General features: G+C 50.0%; 14 protein-coding genes. All 14 read left to right on the top strand.

Going from position 1 to position 17,423, the window contains the following annotated elements; translation table 11 throughout:
• On the top strand, positions 1-368 hold a 368-nt coding region (locus tag ACETWG_11430; GenBank protein ID MFB0517198.1), incomplete at its 5' end, for a hypothetical protein.
• Positions 369-514: 146 nt separating this feature from the next.
• Complete coding sequence (locus ACETWG_11425) at positions 515-1,510, top strand: YbbR-like domain-containing protein (GenBank protein MFB0517197.1); 996 nt, start codon at positions 515-517, stop codon at positions 1,508-1,510.
• On the top strand, positions 1,507-2,526 hold the full coding sequence (gene tsaD, locus ACETWG_11420) for a tRNA (adenosine(37)-N6)-threonylcarbamoyltransferase complex transferase subunit TsaD (GenBank protein ID MFB0517196.1): 1,020 nt from the start codon (positions 1,507-1,509) through the stop codon (positions 2,524-2,526). Before ACETWG_11425 ends, tsaD begins: the two co-directional genes overlap by 4 nt.
• The gene (locus ACETWG_11415) at positions 2,513-4,612 is read left to right on the top strand and encodes a hypothetical protein (protein ID MFB0517195.1); all 2,100 of its coding nucleotides are present in this window, start codon (positions 2,513-2,515) and stop codon (positions 4,610-4,612) included. Before tsaD ends, ACETWG_11415 begins: the two co-directional genes overlap by 14 nt.
• Positions 4,613-4,930: 318 nt before the next feature.
• The gene (locus ACETWG_11410) at positions 4,931-6,136 is read left to right on the top strand and encodes an SLBB domain-containing protein (protein MFB0517194.1); all 1,206 of its coding nucleotides are present in this window, start codon (positions 4,931-4,933) and stop codon (positions 6,134-6,136) included.
• A gap of 78 nt (positions 6,137-6,214) precedes the next feature.
• A complete protein-coding gene (locus tag ACETWG_11405) occupies positions 6,215-7,426 on the top strand; it encodes a Wzz/FepE/Etk N-terminal domain-containing protein (GenBank protein ID MFB0517193.1) in 1,212 nt (403 codons plus the stop codon).
• Positions 7,405-8,916, top strand: a complete 1,512-nt coding sequence (locus ACETWG_11400; GenBank protein MFB0517192.1) for a hypothetical protein — start codon at positions 7,405-7,407, stop codon at positions 8,914-8,916. The genes ACETWG_11405 and ACETWG_11400 overlap by 22 nt, the downstream gene beginning before the upstream one ends.
• Positions 8,917-8,979: 63 nt before the next feature.
• On the top strand, positions 8,980-10,422 hold the full coding sequence (locus ACETWG_11395; protein MFB0517191.1) for a hypothetical protein: 1,443 nt from the start codon (positions 8,980-8,982) through the stop codon (positions 10,420-10,422).
• Positions 10,419-11,576, top strand: a complete 1,158-nt coding sequence (locus tag ACETWG_11390; GenBank protein ID MFB0517190.1) for a glycosyltransferase family 4 protein — start codon at positions 10,419-10,421, stop codon at positions 11,574-11,576. Before ACETWG_11395 ends, ACETWG_11390 begins: the two co-directional genes overlap by 4 nt.
• A gap of 26 nt (positions 11,577-11,602) precedes the next feature.
• Positions 11,603-12,703, top strand: a complete 1,101-nt coding sequence (wecB, locus tag ACETWG_11385; GenBank protein ID MFB0517189.1) for a non-hydrolyzing UDP-N-acetylglucosamine 2-epimerase — start codon at positions 11,603-11,605, stop codon at positions 12,701-12,703.
• Between the two features lie 50 nt (positions 12,704-12,753).
• Positions 12,754-13,965 (top strand): glycosyltransferase family 4 protein, encoded by a 1,212-nt coding sequence (locus ACETWG_11380; protein MFB0517188.1) that lies wholly within the window; start codon positions 12,754-12,756, stop codon positions 13,963-13,965.
• A gap of 29 nt (positions 13,966-13,994) precedes the next feature.
• The gene (locus ACETWG_11375) at positions 13,995-14,960 is read left to right on the top strand and encodes an NAD-dependent epimerase/dehydratase family protein (GenBank protein ID MFB0517187.1); all 966 of its coding nucleotides are present in this window, start codon (positions 13,995-13,997) and stop codon (positions 14,958-14,960) included.
• Between the two features lie 282 nt (positions 14,961-15,242).
• Positions 15,243-16,613: a sugar transferase gene (locus ACETWG_11370; GenBank protein MFB0517186.1), complete on the top strand. Its 1,371-nt coding sequence runs from the start codon at positions 15,243-15,245 to the stop codon at positions 16,611-16,613.
• Between the two features lie 113 nt (positions 16,614-16,726).
• The coding region (locus ACETWG_11365) for a serine--tRNA ligase (protein MFB0517185.1) at positions 16,727-17,423 on the top strand (697 nt) is incomplete at its 3' end.

The raw sequence follows: 17,423 nt of genomic DNA, 5'->3' as shown, positions 1-17,423 counted from the left end.
CCGCGGAGCCGACTGAAGTGAAAGAGAAGGCAGTACCCAAGCGGAAGAAGAAGGCCCCAGCTGTCCTGGCTGCAGAAGCCGTTGCAGATGAAACGGAGCAGCCTGAAGAGGTACCTGTAGAGGAGGCCAGGCCTAAAAAGAAAGCTTCAGCCACTCGGAAGAAAACCGCTACTGCCAGGGCCGCTAAGGGAAAAGCGGGCAAGAGTGCGGAGACCGCCACTTTAGAGAGCAGTGAAGAGACCGTCGAAGAAAAAAATAGTAAAGCTGTCTCGAAATCAGTAAAGCAGGCTCCAAAGAAAAAGGCTTCGGCGAAGGCTGAGCAGCAGGAAGTGGAGACACCTGAAAAGGTGGAAAAGAAGACTGTATAAAGCAGCGTTGATAAGCTCTTGGAAATATTAGATATCTGCAATGAATCAATTAAGCAAAGCTATCGGGCGAAGCTGACCCAAATACCCCTCGAGCTTCGTATTGCCTTGTTATATTAAAATGCTCCCAGGGATAGAAGTGGAAGTCTATGGCGCGTGCTGCCTCGAAGCGAAAATCTATCTACCATGACCTGATCTATAAACTGGTCGCTGTAGGGCTGGCTGTTATACTATGGTTCTTTTCCATCAGCAACAGTCAATTCGAGGCGAACGCTGAATTTCCCATAGAAATCAGGAACATCCAGGAAGGGAAGACGCTCAGCCAGGAGGCGCCCCAAACCGCCACTATACGCTTCAAGGGAACCGGTCGCGCGTTAGCCAAACTGTACCTGTTCCTCCCGTTTTCCAAGTCCAAGCTGGTGCTTGATTTGGTGATGGTGCGGCAGCGATACACCTTCTATCTGGATGAATATCTCCGCCGAAATCCCCAACGCATCTCCATACCTATTCCTGGTATTCGGGAAAGCCTCGAATTTGTCGAGGTAGTGCAGCCTGACAGCATCCAGATTGTATTGAGTGATTATAAGGAAAAGTGGGTGCTGGTACGACCGCAGATCACTATCGATATTGCGCCGGGCTATACCCAGGTCGGCGAGATCGTTGTTACCCCTCCCCAAGTCCTTGTCAGGGGCGCGGCCGAGGCTGTCAACCAGGTGAATGAAGTGCTGACCAGCCGGCGCACCTATCGTATGGTGGCCGAACCACTTGAGATTACGGTCGGACTCTGGCACCCGGCCCCGGGAAGAATTCTGGCCATTGAGCCATTGAATGTCACCCTGAGTGTGGATGTCCAGATGATCGGGGAACGCCGGCTTACCGATGTGCCGGTGAAAGTGATGAACGTCCCCGGGAATTTGAGTGTCTTGGTGGGGCCTTCATCAGTGGCCTTAACAGTCACTGGTGGGGTCGACTATCTTGCCAACCTGGACGATGAGGCGGTGGAGGTGTTTATCGACTACCAGAGCCAATGGTCACCTACGAACCTGATGGTGGAACCGCAAGTCCGGCTGGGCCCGAATCTCCTGGAATACCGCGACCTGGTACCCAAACAGCTGGAGATCATTACAACCCGTCCGACGCCGTGATCGTCCTTGGCATTGAGAGTAGTTGTGATGAGACGGCGGCGGCGGTGGTGGTTGATGGCTCCCTGCTTTCCAATATTGTAGCTGCCCAGATGGTTCATGCCCCCTATGGGGGCGTGGTGCCCGAAGTTGCCTCCCGGCTACATGAACGCCATATTGTGCCAGTGGTAGATCAGGCTTTGACCGCCGCTGGCATTTCGCTCCAGGACCTCAATGGCATTGCCGTAACCTATGGCCCGGGGCTGGCCGGAGCCTTGGTGGTAGGCCTTAATTTTGCCAAGGGACTGGCCCAAGCGCTGGACGTGCCGCTGGTTGGAGTAGACCATATGGAAGGCCACCTATGGGCCAATTTTCTTGAGCGACCACCGACCGACGACAGCTATCCTTATCTCTGCCTGTTTGTCAGCGGGGGGCATACTCATCTCTGGCGGGTCGATGGCCCGGGGCAATATACGCTGCTGGGGCGTACTCTGGACGATGCTGCTGGGGAAGCCTTTGATAAAGGGGCCCGCTTGTTGGGCCTGGGATATCCGGGCGGTCCCGCCATTGAGTCTGCTGCCAGGGGTGGCGACCCACGGGCCGTTGATTTTCCCAGACCCTTGAAGGGATCAAAGGGATGTGACTTTTCCTTTAGCGGGCTGAAAACAGCCTTATTCTACTACCTGAAAAATCTCAACGCATCGGCCCTGCGTGAACGCCGACAGCACATCGCTGCTGCTTACCAGGAAGCGGTGGTGGATAGTCTCCTGGACCGGCTTCAACGAAGTGTACAACTGACGGGGTTAAGTCGGATCTGCATTGCAGGGGGAGTGTCAGCCAATGCGCGCCTGCGCCACCGCTTGGACGCCTGGGCCGAAGCAGACAACCTCACCATCTCCTATCCACCTTTGGAATTTTGCACCGACAATGCTGCCATGATTGCCATGGCCGGCTATATGCGCCTGCTCGCTGGGGTTCGGTCTAACCTTGATCTGGAAGTGAATCCTAATTTGAGCCTTGCCGACCATGCCCAAGGTTGAGCTGCAGTCGGGGCTGCCTTGGGGCTTGGTGCTAGTGGCCTTCCTGGGCCTGGTGGTCTTTTTATTGGTATATGGTATATGGTTGCGGCCACTACCCAGAAGCTACCGGGGCGGGATCCTTGCTGTGCGGGCTCTTTTACTGGGTGCGGTGGTGCTCCTACTCTTTGATCCCAGGATTGAATGGAGCCGAAAGGTTCTTGTCGCGCCCCGTATCGGCATCTTTTTGGATAACTCCCTGAGCATGGCGAATCACCCCAACACTGCCGCTTCCACCGTGTATTCCCAGGTAGTGTCAGTCGTTGAGTGGGCCGATGAACATAACTATCAACCGTTAATCATGACCTTCGGTGAAAGGTTGACTCCCAAGAGTAACCTCCGCTTTGAGTATCTACCCGATGAACGCTTAACGGATTTCGGTCCCATGGCGGAGGTATGGCAAGCCGGCGACCTGCAAGCGGGCTTTCTGTTCTCCGATGGTGTCGCAACGGCCGGTTTGGATCTCAGTGCCATCGGGGATATCTACGGGGTGCCGATCTTTGCCGTAGGTATCGGGGACACTACTTCCGGATTGGACCTCAGCATTCTTGATGTCCGTTATCCCCTGTCGCTGCTGGAACAGGAGCAGGGTAGGGTACAGGTCACGGTCAAGGCCAGCAATGCGGCCAATAAACGCAGCCGGCTTTTCGTCTTCCATGAAGACCAGTTGATCCATTCGGAACAAATCCGTATTTCATCCCAGGACTACATCCAGACTTTTAGCGCGCCGGTTGTGGGCCGGCTGGATGCCCCTCACTTCCGGGTGGAACTCATGGTGCTCCCTGAGGAACTTACCATTGAGAATAATCGGCGCGAGTTCCAGGTCGACGTGTTGCCCGGCCGCCGACAAATCACCATTCTTACTGGTGCGCTCTCCCCGAATACAGCGTTTATCAGGCAGGTGGTGAGTCAGACCCAGCATGCAGTAGTGGATCACCTCATTTTCCTGCGCGGCAACTGGCAGGGGCAAGAATCTAAATTCTGGTCCACCCCGCAAGACCTGGTTATCCTTGATAATTATCCCACCACTTCCCTTCTAGGGGAACAGATGGATCGGCTCTTAGCCAAGCTGCGACGAGATCGAACGCCCATTTTGGTGGTCGAAGGGCCAGACAATTCTAACCGTGAGTTTGTGCGCCTGATGCGATCGCTGGGTCTGCAGGTAGAGGAGGACAGGGATGGCTCTGGTAGGCTGCATCGGTTTCAGACTGTAGCTCAACCGGCACTGGACGGCCTCCGGGAGGCGCTACCGGACCAGTATGGGATTGATTTTCCACCGTCCACTCTAATACATATCCTCAATCCCCAAACCAATAGGGCTATGACAGCAGTGCTCGTGGATGAGCAGGGACGACATGTGATCAGTTTCGGCATAGCTGGCGGCAGTAAAAAGGGGATCCTGCTGTTACCAGCCCTGGCTTCAACTCATCTGAAGCTCAACCGCACCGGCTGGAAAAATTATCTTCTTGATGTTCTTAACGCGCTCGTCGAGTGGCAACTGGAACCCGAAGGTTTCTCGCCGTATGTAATTCAACCTGACCGTAGACAGTATCACCTGGGTGAGAAGGTGCTATTAAGGGGGATCATGCGCGATCGAGCCGGGATCAAGATGCTCAAGCCAATCCTGACGGCAGAGGTCCAGGGTTCAGAGAGCACATCCTTGGTGTCCCTGGCCTATGACTTTGATGCGGGGGAATATGTCGGCGAATTCTGGCCGGGTGAGTCCGGCCCTTATCGTGTTAGAGTTACCGAAGAAGAGGAATCGGATGCAGAGGGGTCAGGCATCGCTTTTCAGGTTCAAGCCGGGCGAGTGGAACTGGAGTCATTAATTCAAAATCGCTATGGCCTTCAACGGCTAGCCCGAACTACCGGTGGCAGGTATACCGAACTACCAGGAGTGCAACAACTCCTCTCAGGATTGGCATATTCCGCCAGAACAGTTGCCCGGGAGTATAATTTCTCCCTATGGCAGTTCCCTCATCTAGTAGTAGTATTGGTTCTACTATTGGGCCTGGAATGGGCAATCCGCCGACGTGCAGGTCTCATATAGAGCGGTTGTGATTGACATCCATGTTTTAGACATATAACTTACTATATAATCGTTATCAGGATATAGGAGGCGCATATACAGCTTCGTTAAGGGTAATTGATCTTTTAACTCTTTATTAATCGATCAAGTTTGCCCTTACACGAGGTTGAGTGGAAACCGAATGTAGCGGCATTCGGTTTTTTTATTGTTAGGGTTATCTGGAACTATACGATATATCGCTCCAGTGTTTAGGAAATATCCGGTCAGTATCATCCATTGTTTCCATGGCTGGCGGATAGAATTCAGTTCTATGGCGGCAGCTTGGGGGAGGTTTCTGATATGTTTCGAAAAGTAGGACAGATGCTCATAGGTGTGGCGGTTATGGCGAGCATGGTCGTAGGCCAGACCCGGCTGTTTGATGACAGGGACCAGGCCGAAACCAGGCCAGAAGAGAAAATCGTGCCCCCCTATCAGATCCCAGTCAAAGGCACGGCACTCGAACATACCATTGTACCAGCTGAGTATATGGTAGGTCCGGGGGACAGATTTATCGTGTCTATTCTGAGCTCGGAGCCATACTTGGAATTAGTCACGGTAGCCCCTACTGGTATAATCGTCTTGCCCGGCATCGGAGCCGTAGCAGCTGCGGATTTGACCGCCGAGGATGCGAGCAAGCGGGTACTTGCGGTTATTAAGGAGTTTTACCCTGCATATGAAGCCAGCTGTGTTTTATATGGTATCCGTGAAATCCGCGTGAGCGTTTCCGGGGCGGTGAAGAGCCCCGGCTTTCATGAGGTAACCCCGCTATCCCGATTGACGGACTTGCTCAACCTGGCAGGAGGGATTCAGCCAAATGCAGCCCTCCATCGGATTCAATTGGTCCGCCGCTCCGAAGGTAATCAGGTTCTTGACCTGGCCAGCTATTACCATGATGGCGACCTAAGCCAAAATCCGTATTTGAAGGAGGGCGATCAGGTTATTGTACCTTATGGTGATGTGAAGGGAGACTTGGTATCGGTACGCGGACTGGCGGTGAATCCAGCCTATTATGCAGTGAAACCCAACGAGACCGTGGCCTACTTCATTAAAAGAATCTCTACTGGCACCCAGGCTGACTTAACTAATATCACCCTCCAGCGTCTGCAGGGCCATGAATCATCAGTGCTCCAGGTAATCTCGGCTGATCAATTCTCCACTTTCACTCTGCAGCCCGGTGATGTTGTGTATATCGATTGTATCGCGAGTGTTTCAGTGATAGGTGAGGTTCGTAAGCCGGGACAGTACGCCTTTCAGCCCGGGCTGAAAGCCGAAGAGTATATTGTGCTTGCTGGGGGTGCAAATCGTGATGGGTCTTTACGCCAGATGGAAGTCATTAGAGCCAATGATCAAACCCTTCAGGGTAAGGCTACGGAAGTCCAGGAAGGTGATACGATCTATGTACCTAGATCATTCAGCAGTGTATTTCTTGGGCAACTGGGAATGATCCAGGCAGCCCTCACGTTTCTGAATATTTACCTGGCATACCTGGCAGCGAGTGCGAGATGATGAATTCACATTCGATACTGGTCAATCTTGCACCGTGATCCGTTATATTGTCAGCCATGATATCGCGAGGAGATGCCCATGACTGTCGTTGACCCACAGAAACAGTACCCATCGGTTTTGGACTATCTGGGTGTTCTAGTCCGGTGGCGAGGCTTCATTGTCGGGGTGGTCCTGATTTCTGCTGTGATGATGGCCATTTACAGCTTGATAATGCCTAAGACTTTTGAAAGTAAGGCCGTTATCGTGCCTACCCGCGAAAGCTCGCCGCTGACTATTTATGAAGCAATCCCTGGGAATCTGCTCGGCCTTGGATTGGGACGGGGATCAACCGAGATATTTTTATTGAAAGCCATCTTGGAGAGTCGAACTCTCAAGGAGAATGTCGTTAGAAATTTCGATCTGGATGAGGTATACAAAGCCGGAAATATGGATCAGGCGGTGCAAAGTTTGGCCGCGCACATCACCGTGACCATCACCACAGACAATACGCTGGAACTCTCCTTCGATCACAATACCAGCTGGTTCTCTTTCGGTAAGATTGGAGAAGAATCGGTTAGACGATTCGTCCAGCAGGTGGCTCTCGGGATCGTTCAGCAGTTGGATTTGCTTAATCGTCAATATCAGGGACAGGAAGCAAGGAATTATCGGGAGTTCATTGAAGAAAGGCGAGAAGAAATTGGCAGGGAGCTGGCAGCCGTGGAAGATAGCCTGAGCCGCTTCCAGGAAGATAATGATGTGACGATTGTTGATGCCCAGCTTATAGCAACTTTCGAGGCGGCTGCTGTCCTTGAGGCTGAGGTAATAAAACGGGAACTGGAATACGCTCTGGCTGAAGCGAAGCTGGGACCAGAGAGCCCACTAATCAAGAGCCTGCAGTCTGAATTGCACGCCACAAAGTCGGCCTTTGCAAGCAGCTTCGGTGGTAATAACGATGAAAAGAGATTTCTGCTTGGCTATGACCGTGATCTGCCCACCTTAATGAAAGAATACCTGCGTCTCCGCAGAGGTATTGCACTCCAATCAGAAATATTCAAGTTCATCACTACGAAATATGAGGAATCTAAGCTTCGGGAAGCCCAGGATATCCCCACTATCAATATCTTGGATTATCCCGATGTACCCGATCTCCGATCAGCTCCGCGTAGGGCTTTTATGGTGATTACGACGGGGGTGCTCATGACCATCTTTACGGTGATCATTGCCTTCGTTTTGGACTTTTTCCGCCGCACGAAGATTGAACACCCGGAGCAATACCGGGAATTAACCCGATGGATGAAGCGAAAAAGGTGATCATCACCGGAATACCTGAAAGGATCAATCAGCGACAGCAGGCTGCATTGCCGGTTAGCCGCTGGGTTCTTCTGGCATCTCTTGTTCTTGGCTTCCTGGGTTGTTTGATCCTAGGTCTGGGGGAAGATACGGTGCTGTTAATTCTTTCCCTTGTCATCTACGGATTGTCGGCATATGTACTGGTGCGGCAGGCCGGGGGCCTCATTATTACTCCTACTACCCTCTTCTTTTTATTATTTACTATCTTCACCTACATCGGCGGGCTAATTCTTTTCTTCAGTAATGGCGAAGGTGTGAGTTATGGCGGCGGCGACCGTAATTACACCTTTTATCTGGTCATCCATATGGGGATTCTGGCCCTTGTGCTGGGGGTTTTGTTCGCAGCCATTTCCTTCAGGTTTTCTCCACGTAGAGAATTGAACCTTTTCCGGCGTACTCCTTGGAGGGATGTGCACGACCTACCAGGTGATACCATATTCATTGCTCTGGTTGGAATAGTGGCCTTGTTCATGTCCATGTGGTTTATGTATAGCCGAGGGACACTACCTCTCATAGAAGCGTTGATGGCTCAGGGAAGGGAAAATGTGTACGAATTGGCAGTGACTGCCCGGGCCGAATATTCACGCTATGGGCGAGGAGCTGGCCAATATTTTTATCAAGGTTATTTCCAGCAGTTTTATATCGTTATTCTGCCCTTTGTTACCATATATGTGGGCTCTAAATATCTTCATTATCGAAGAGCAGGATTGCTTATCCTGTGGATAGTTCTCGGGATCATTACGACTTTTTTCCTGACCATGTCCCTGCAACGCTGGCCCCTCATGTTTTTCGTTATTATGAACTATGTCGTTTATGCTAGTTATATAGGCCGGATTCGGGTTGCTCATGCGTTATTCTTTGCTATCGTTACATTAGCTCTCTTTAGCTCTCTCACCTATATCAGGGGTTCTGAAAATCTGGCCATCGCTATGCATTGGGTCGTGACTCGGATTTTTATGGTCAATGTAGATGTCCTATACTCAATATTAGAGATGTTTCCAGAGCACTTCGCATTTTTCGGTGGACAAGCCATCCTCAGCGATTTGAAGGGCCTTCTGCCTGGCCCTAATGTCGGTTTTACACGTTGGCTGTTTGATGCCCTATATCGCGTCTACGGCAATGGCACGGCATCAACAATGTTATGGGGAGAGCTCTACGCTGATTTTGGTTTGGGAGGTGTTTGGATTAGTTCACTGTTAGTAGGATTCGTTATGCAGAGTGTGTATATCACCTTTATTCGGGGTAGGAAGAATCTTCTTCGTCTAGTCCTTTATACGTTTCTTTTCGTGGCTTCCGGATTATTGGCGATAGGCGGTCTGGTGGGAATCATAATTCAATTCGGCATTGTCACCCTGCTGCTATTGATAGCTGCATTGAATACAATGCGCTGGGTCTTATCAGCAGGCCCCATTATCACAGCCCAAACCAGGGCCCTGCCATCGTTTTCGTGATAGGACTCCATTCTATGCAATGCACGGTTTATCGTTGAGGCTATTCAGAGGATTAAGCACCTGATGCGAATAAATCCCCTATTCCATCGGTCCACTTTTCAGGTAGATGTGTTCATCACGATAGTTAATGGTGTGGGCGTGCTGGCCGGTGTTATTCTCCTCAATGGTCTTATCGCCCGAGTTATGGGGATTGATGCCCTGGGTGAATTTCTCCTGGTTCGTCGTACTGCCTTCGAACTGCTGGGTGTGCTTGTTTTGGGAATGAACCTCGGGCTGCCATACTATCTTGCCAGAGAAGATGATCGGGCTTTTGGAATTGGCGTCCTATGGCTTTTTGTCCTGTTGACCATTCCCCTTATCGGCCTAGCAGCTACAGCTCCGTATCTAGGCATACTACGGGGGTTCCCCTACCACCTGGTATTCCCATTCTTTGTTTTCGCGGTCGGGTACGCAATGCAGCTCCTGACATACGGCTTGTTGCGGGGTTATTTGAATATGCTCGGTGCCAATCTGCTCCAGTTAACAGGTACTGGGATCGTCCCGATAACCATATTTTTCATTTTCCGTGATCGAGGAGTGCCGTTCCTTTTATTTGGGATGGGCCTCGGAACAATGATCTTCTCAGCGGCGGTATTTATCGCCAGAATGGGGGCAGGTGGTTATGCCATAGAGTGGCGGAAGACATGGCAATTATTGACTTATGGGCTCCAACGCGTTCCGGGATTTCTGGCACAATTTATCCTTATGGCTGGCGTCCCACTGCTAATTCTTAGCAATGTCAGCAAGGCTGAAATTGCTTATGTCAATTCCGGAATAAGCCTGATACGGATTTTTCTATTGGTACTGGGACCTTTGGGAATCGTCCTTTTACCACGGGTATCGAAAGCTCTGGCGGCTGGCCAGAAGGCCCGCATTGCACACGGGCTGGAAGTAATGGGCAAGACGCTCCTGTTTGTCAGCATCCCACTGGCGTTGTTTCTGTCCTTGAACAGTCTGGCAATACTGAATATCTGGTTGGGAGGTGAAAGCGGATCGGGTGCCGGCGTGCTGAAGATCATAATTCTGGCTTTGCCTTTCTATCTGTTGCTTGTGGCATTCCGTTCCCCGATCGATGCGGCCTCGACCAGAGGATACAATTCGATTACTTATATGTCAGCCGCCCTGGCTTTGCTACTGGTATTCTATAGCCTTAAATCGATCGGCCTGCCGAGCCTCGACGCCGGCCTTTTCAGTTTCATCGCCGGTCAGCTGACGGCAGCCGTCGGGAGCCTGTACTATGCTCACAAGATATACGGAATCAGTCTCCTTAGTCCCGCTTATCTAATGACAGTATTGGGCGCCACTATCGTTTCCCTGTTGTTCCTCTACGCCCTCAGTATCCTGGTTTCGGGCTTGTTTTCTTTAATGATTGGGGGGATTGCACTTTTGGCGGCCTTTAGCCTGTTCTTCATCAAAGCCCGCTCCGATTGGGTGGTGGGGCTGCGTTCATTAGTGGCTATCCAATGACACTGAGTGAAGCGAAAGTACTCATGGTCTCTTCTGTCCATCGCTGGAACGATGTACGCATTTACTACAAGGAGGCTTTGTCTCTCGCCAAGGTTACCAATGTCCACCTGATCGCAGTTCAAGTACCTAGTACGCCGACAATTCCCGACGGACTGGTGAGCGTTGAGCTGCTCCCGGTGAACAGTTCAAGTCAGGGGGCGGGCGCGAAATCGTTGGGCTTGAGGTTCAGGCACATAGGCCTGGTAATGAAGGCCGCTCTCCAACAGAGATTTGATGTTTTTCATTTTCATGATCCGGAACTCTTGCCGGCTGGATGGCTGGCCAAGGTACGGGGGAAAAAAGTCATTTATGATATACATGAAGACTATCCTGCTCAAATTTTAAATAAACAGTGGATAAATAAGCTGTTAAGGAAACCGCTATCAAAATTATTCTTAATATTTGAAAATACTTTTGCTAAAAAGCTTGACTTGTTAATTACCGCTGGGCCGCTTTTAAATGAGCGATTTAAGAAGATAAATCCAATGACTGAAATTATTCATAATTTCCCATTGGCTAATGAGTTATTCACCAAGACTGAGTGGCAGGAAAGAAAAAATGAAATATGTTTCATTGGCGGCATTACCAGGATTAGAGGTTTGCTTGAAGTCTTAAAGGCGTTGGAAAAAATAGAAGATGTTGTTCTTAATCTGGCAGGGAAATATTTCTCGCAGGCATATCGTGAAGAGCTCATGAAATGTAAAGGCTGGTATAAAGTAAAGGAGTGGGATTGGGTCGAGAGGGATGTAGTAGCCGAAATATTGAGTATCTCAAAAATAGGCATATTGACTTATTTACCATGTCCAAATCATGGTGATCTTCGAGCTACGAAAATGTTTGAATATATGTCCGCCGGGATACCAGTAGTTGCTTCTAATTTCCGAGCTTGGAAAAACGTAATTGAGAAGTATAATTGTGGTATTTGTGTAGATCCAAAAGATCCTGATGAGATTGCAAGAGCGATAGAATTATTACTAAGAAACGATCATATCGCTAATGAAATGGGAGAGAATGGAAGGAAGGTCATTGAAAGTCTGTTTAATTGGGAAAATGAAGAGAAAAAGCTGGTGAAGGTGTACCGATCTTTTTTTAACGAAGAACGCCTATTGAATTAACTAGAATATTTCTTGTAGAGAAGCGAATGTTGAAAATAATGCACGTAGCAGGAGCAAGACCGAATTTCATGAAGATTGCTCCCATTATGCGCACGATGGCGAAATACCCCGGTCATTTTGAGCAGGTGCTCGTCCACACTGGACAACATTACGATTTTTCCATGTCCCAGATATTTTTCCAGGATCTTGATTTGCCAGAACCAGATGTTTACTTAAAGATTGGCTCCGGAACACATGCCGAACAAACTTCGCTTGTAATGTTGGCTTTTGAACCTATTGTCCAAGAACTTGGGCCCGACTTGGTATTAGTGGTGGGGGATGTAAACTCTACACTGGCTTGCACACTTGTCTGCGCAAAATTGGGAGTAGCCGTTGCCCATGTAGAGGCGGGTCTTCGGTCATATGACATGACTATGCCTGAAGAAATAAATCGAGTGCTCACTGATCAAATTGCGACTCTGCTCTTCACCCCATCGCGGGATGCAGACGATAATTTGCAGCGTGAGGGTATCCGCCCCGAGCGAATTCATTTCGTCGGCAACGTCATGATCGACAGTCTGGTGGTAAATATTACCAAGGCACAGCAGCGGAATATTCGTGCCAACATAAACCTTCAGGATAGGCCTTATATGTTGGCCACTCTTCACCGCCCGGCCAATGTTGACAGTCCAGAAAATTTAAGGGAATTACTCAGTGGCCTTTCGAAATTGACGGAGGGTATAGCTGTTGTTTTCACCATGCATCCACGTACCTCTAAGCGTATTGATGAATTCGGATTAAGGGATTTTATAACCAGATCCCCCAACTTTTTCCCAATGGAACCCCAGGGTTATCTCGATTTTCTGGCCCTTATGAATGATACTACCGTCGTACTGACAGATTCCGGTGGTGTTCAAGAAGAAACTACTTATTTAGGTATCCCATGCTTAACTGTCCGGCCCACTACTGAACGGCCTGTTACGGTTGAACTTGGCACTAATCGCCTTATTGGCTGTGCTCAGGATGAGATCGTAGCGGCTGTTGAGGCCATCGTGAATGGACCAAAGAATCAGGGTAGAATCCCGGAACTGTGGGATGGACACGCAGCAGAACGCATTGTTAAGGTTCTGGATGAATATGTTAGATAAGGGCGCGACGGAAGTTGGGTAAGCACGGTCCAAACAATTATCCCGGGAGTATGGGTAGACATATCCTGTTCTTGACTCACTATTTTCCACCTGAGGTGAATGCTCCGGCTTCCAGAACTTACGAGCACGCCAAGCGATGGGTGAAAAAAGGTGTGAGGGTAACCGTGATCACCAACAATCCAAACCACCCGCTGGGGAAGCTCTTTCCAGGCTACACGAACAGGTTTTTATCGCGGGAAGCTATTGATGGCATTAACGTGATCAGAGTGAAGACTTTTTTAATACCGCACATCGGTATTAGCAAGAGAGCGGCCAATTATCTATTCTTTGCGTTTATGGCGATTGTCGCTTCCTTCTTCGTTAGAAATTTTGATGTTGTCCTAGCAACAAGCCCCCAAATCTTTTGTGGAATAGCAGGGTCATTGATAAGCAAGGCTAAAAGGAAACCATTTGTGCTTGAGATACGAGACCTCTGGCCCGGCCAAGTGGTTGCTTTGAATGTTATAAAGAGCCGACTGCTTCTTGGTATCATGGAGCGTTTGGAAAAGTTTCTGTATCGCGCCGCTGACGGGATTGTGACTACCACTGGTTTTCAGCGTACTTATATCTTGATGATGGCCCATCCGAATCGGGTGACGACTATTCCGAACGCTGCCGACCTTGAGCTCTTCCGGAGTGTTTCCTCCAATTCAATCCAAGATCACCCGCTAGCCGGCAAGTTTGTCGCTTCGTATATCGGCTTTTTTGGAATGCTCTACGCTCTCTATATCATCCTGGATACAGCAAAGGCAGTCGAGTCCTATAAAGATATTCATTTTCTCCTGGTGGGTGACGGTGCAAATAAAAATGTAGTGCAGGAAAGATGTGAAGAGTTGGGATTAAAAAACGTCACCCTGATGCCGTTCCAGAGCAGGAGTGAAATTGTAAGGCTCATAAGTATCTCAGACGTGGGTTTGCTGATACTGAAGGGCGACCAACTATTTGAAACCTCAGTTCCGGCGAAGATGTTCGAATACCTAGCGATGAAAAGACCAGTGATCTTTGCGACGCGGAAAGGGGAGGGCTCGAAACTGGTCGAAAAGCATGACTGCGGTCTGGTAATCGAACCTGAAGATAGCACTAAACTGAAGGAGGCCATCCTCAAGTTGTATTCCGACAGTAATCTGCGAAAGAAACTAGGTTTAAATGGATATCGAGCCGTTCAACAATATTATAACCGGGATATCATGGCGGATATGATGCTTGATGCAATATTCACCTGATCAATTCATAATCTAAGATTGTTACCCCAATGCGGATTCTCGTAACAGGTAGTGAAGGCTTTATCGGCTCATTTCTGACGAAGGCCTTACTTGAAGCTGGGCATGTCGTTTCCGGCTTTGACTCTAACCCCAGGCCGCATGATGAGCAGAACTATGAACTCTTTCAAGGCAGTATCCTCGATAGGAGAGCCCTGCGCGAGGCAATCGAGGGTGTGGAGTGTGTCATTCATCTAGCCGCCGAGCATAAAGATAACGGGATTCCTGAAGTTGAGTATTTCGAAGTGAATAAGGCTGGAACCAGTACAGTATTGGACTGTGCTTCCAACAGAGGAGTTAGCAAGTTTGTGTTCTTCAGTTCGGCGGCAGTTTACGGCCAGCCGGGTATTGCAACCGAAGAAAACGTACCGCGCCCATCAACACCATATGGAGCGTCAAAACTCGAAGCTGAAGCTGAAGTTGAGTCATGGATCATTGAAGACCACCGTAGAGCAGCTATTGTCATCAGACCGACAACAGTATTTGGGCCTGAGAACTATGCCAATACTTTTAGGCTGATAAGCAGGGTATATGGTAGAAGATTTATGTGGATTGGAAGCGGAGAGAATATCAAGTCTGTTGCATATGTAGAAAATCTAGTCGCTGCCACGCTGTTTCTCATGGATCGTATGGCGCCAGGCCTTCAGATTTACAATTATTCAGATGAGCCGCAGCTCAAGGTAAAGCAACTTGTCGAATTGATTTCGGATAAGGCTCAAGTGCGGGTTCCAGCATTCCGTATTCCTTACCCAGTTGCCATTCTGTGCGGATATGGGATCGATGCTCTGGGAAAAATTTTGGGGCGTCATTTCGAGATCAATACCAGCAGACTTAGAAAGTTTCATATGCATAGTGAATATCCAGCCGGGAAGATAAGATCCCTCGGTTTTCATCAGCAGTTCACGCTTGAGGAGGGGATCGAGAAAACGATTCATTGGTACCTTGATTCTAATAAGTGATTGTACGAGGGTAGTAAAACGATATCGGAAGTGGAGATTGAGAAGTGCTATTAGACATGACCGGAAATAATGCTCAAACTATTCTGGCATTTCGTTTGGGTACACTTCGGAATTTTCCTGATTGCGTAGAGGGATTGAAACTAATAACCAATCGTAGATGGTTTCGATCTCCCGGAATCAGAAAGTGGCACCTGAGCCCTTTGACCCTAAATAACCAGAGGAGGAATTGGCTTTAATAGCTTGGTAAGGGGTATTCGGTTGTAACAATAACGGGGATCGTATATGCTATCCAGAAAGTATTGGGATACCAGCATTGTTGGTCTGCTCGTACTCGGCGATCTGATCAGTTTCAGCTTGGCACTCCAGCTCACCACCCCCGACATCACCAGGATGCTTGTCAATCCCTGGATTTTGGCCTTCGCAGCCGCTATAGGGCTTTCACTGGTTTTGTTAGGGCGTTACACCCCTGATGGCACCGGCTCCCGAGTGGACGAGGCGGTACAGGTGGCGCGCACTATCGTTGTCCTGACGATCGTGATGATTGTGATCGACGTTATGTTCGAAGTCGCCTTGCCTATGAGACCCCGCGATTTGGTCAAACTGGCGCTCCTCTTTGGTATCTTAAGCATCCTTTACCGTTGGTTTATCAGGTCAGTGCAGAAGTATTTATTCCGTTTCAACCTCGGAACCCAGCGCACCCTGATTGTGGGGATTAACCGACGATCCCAGGAGGTCTGCCGTCAAATCATGGCCCATCCCAAACTGGGCTACGACCTGGTGGGATTTGTTGAGAACGGACCGTCACCCCGTCATTCGGATGTCCAGCCGGTAGTGGGTGATCTGCAGGCCTTGCCCCGACTCATTCATGATCTGAAGGTAGATGAGGTGATCATCACTTTAGAGAAGCCGGAACACGAATCTCTGCTCGAGCTCATGTCCACTATCAACGGCGAGCCTATCAAGATCAAGATTCTCCCGGACATGTACGAAGCGGTAACCGGTTTGGCCAAGACAGAACATATTTACGGCCTGCCATTGGTCCAGATCAACCCGGAATTCGTCACCCCCCTCCAGGTGTTTGTGAAGCGGGTCATTGACATTGTCGTCGCGGGTGTGGGACTGTTGGCCGTTGCTCCTCTTATGCTGGCCACCGGGATTATCATTAGGCTTACCAGCCTGGGCCCGGCTATTTTCTCTCAAGAGCGGGTGGGTTACCGCGGCAGGCGCTTCATCATGCACAAGTTTCGAACCATGTTAGAGGACGCGGAGGAGCGCACCGGCCCGGTGTGGGCACGAGCCGACGATCCCCGCATTACTCCCTTTGGCCGGTTTCTCCGGAGGTTCCGTCTGGATGAGCTGCCCCAACTGTGGAACGCCCTGAAAGGCGATATGAGCCTGGTAGGTCCCCGGCCTGAGCGTCCTCATTTTGTGGAATGGTTGATTGAGGAATTCCCCTACTACTATCGTCGCCTGCAGCTGCGACCGGGGATCACCGGTTGGGCTCAAGTACGGGGGAATTATGATTCTTCCCTGGAAGATGTCCGTCGGAAGCTGAAGGACGATTTCTTTTACATTGAGAACATCTCCATCAGACTCGACCTGAAAATCCTCCTTATGACCGTTTGGGTGGTCATAAGGGGTAAGGGTCACTAACTTAATAAGTTAAATTAATCTAATCAGGCAGTGTCGACTGCCTCCGAGTAAGGGGAAGGAGTGCACCCTGGTTTTCGACGAGAGCATGGTCAAATTGAAGTAACGATCATCCGATGCTTTCACTAAAATTTATCCGCCAGAATCCGGATCTGGTTCGCCTGGGTATGTTGAACAGAGGTGCCGACGACAGTGAACTGGATGCGATTCTGGCCCTGGATGAGCGGTTGCGTCGAACTATTACTCAGGTGGAGACGCTCAAGGCCCGGCGCAACCGGGTTTCGCAGGAAATCGGCCAGTTGAAAAGGACTGGCCAGCCAGCTGACGAAAAAATCGCCTCGATGGGTGATCTGTCTCAACAAATCAAGGAGCTGGATCGACGGATTCAGGACCTTCAGGAGCAGCTGCACCAACGCCTCCTCTGGGTGCCCAATTTGCCCCATCCGTCCGTCCCCGTGGGTCCCGATCCCACTTGTAACCGGCTGGTAGACACGGTGGGGGATGTGAATCCAATCGCCGTCGGCAACCGGGATCACCTGGCCTTGCTTGCTTCCCTTGGTCTGGTGGATTTCGAGGCTGGAGCCCGGATTGCCGGACGGGGATTCCCGCTCTACACCGGTCGAGGCGCCCGCCTGGAAAGGGCGCTGATCAATTTTATGCTGGATTTGCATACCCAGGAACGAGGATATACCGAAATTTATCCCCCCTTCATGGCCACCCGGCAGAGCACCGCGGTGACCGGCCAGCTGCCCAAGCTGGAGGAGGATATGTACGTCACCACCCTAGACGACCTGTTCCTTATTCCTACCGCTG

The sequence above is a fragment of the Candidatus Neomarinimicrobiota bacterium genome, from assembly GCA_041862535.1.
Taxonomy (GTDB): Bacteria; Fidelibacterota; Marinisomatia; order SCGC-AAA003-L08; family TS1B11.
The sequence above is the reverse complement of the archived record's forward strand: the minus strand, read 5'-3'. Positions and strand labels throughout refer to the sequence as shown.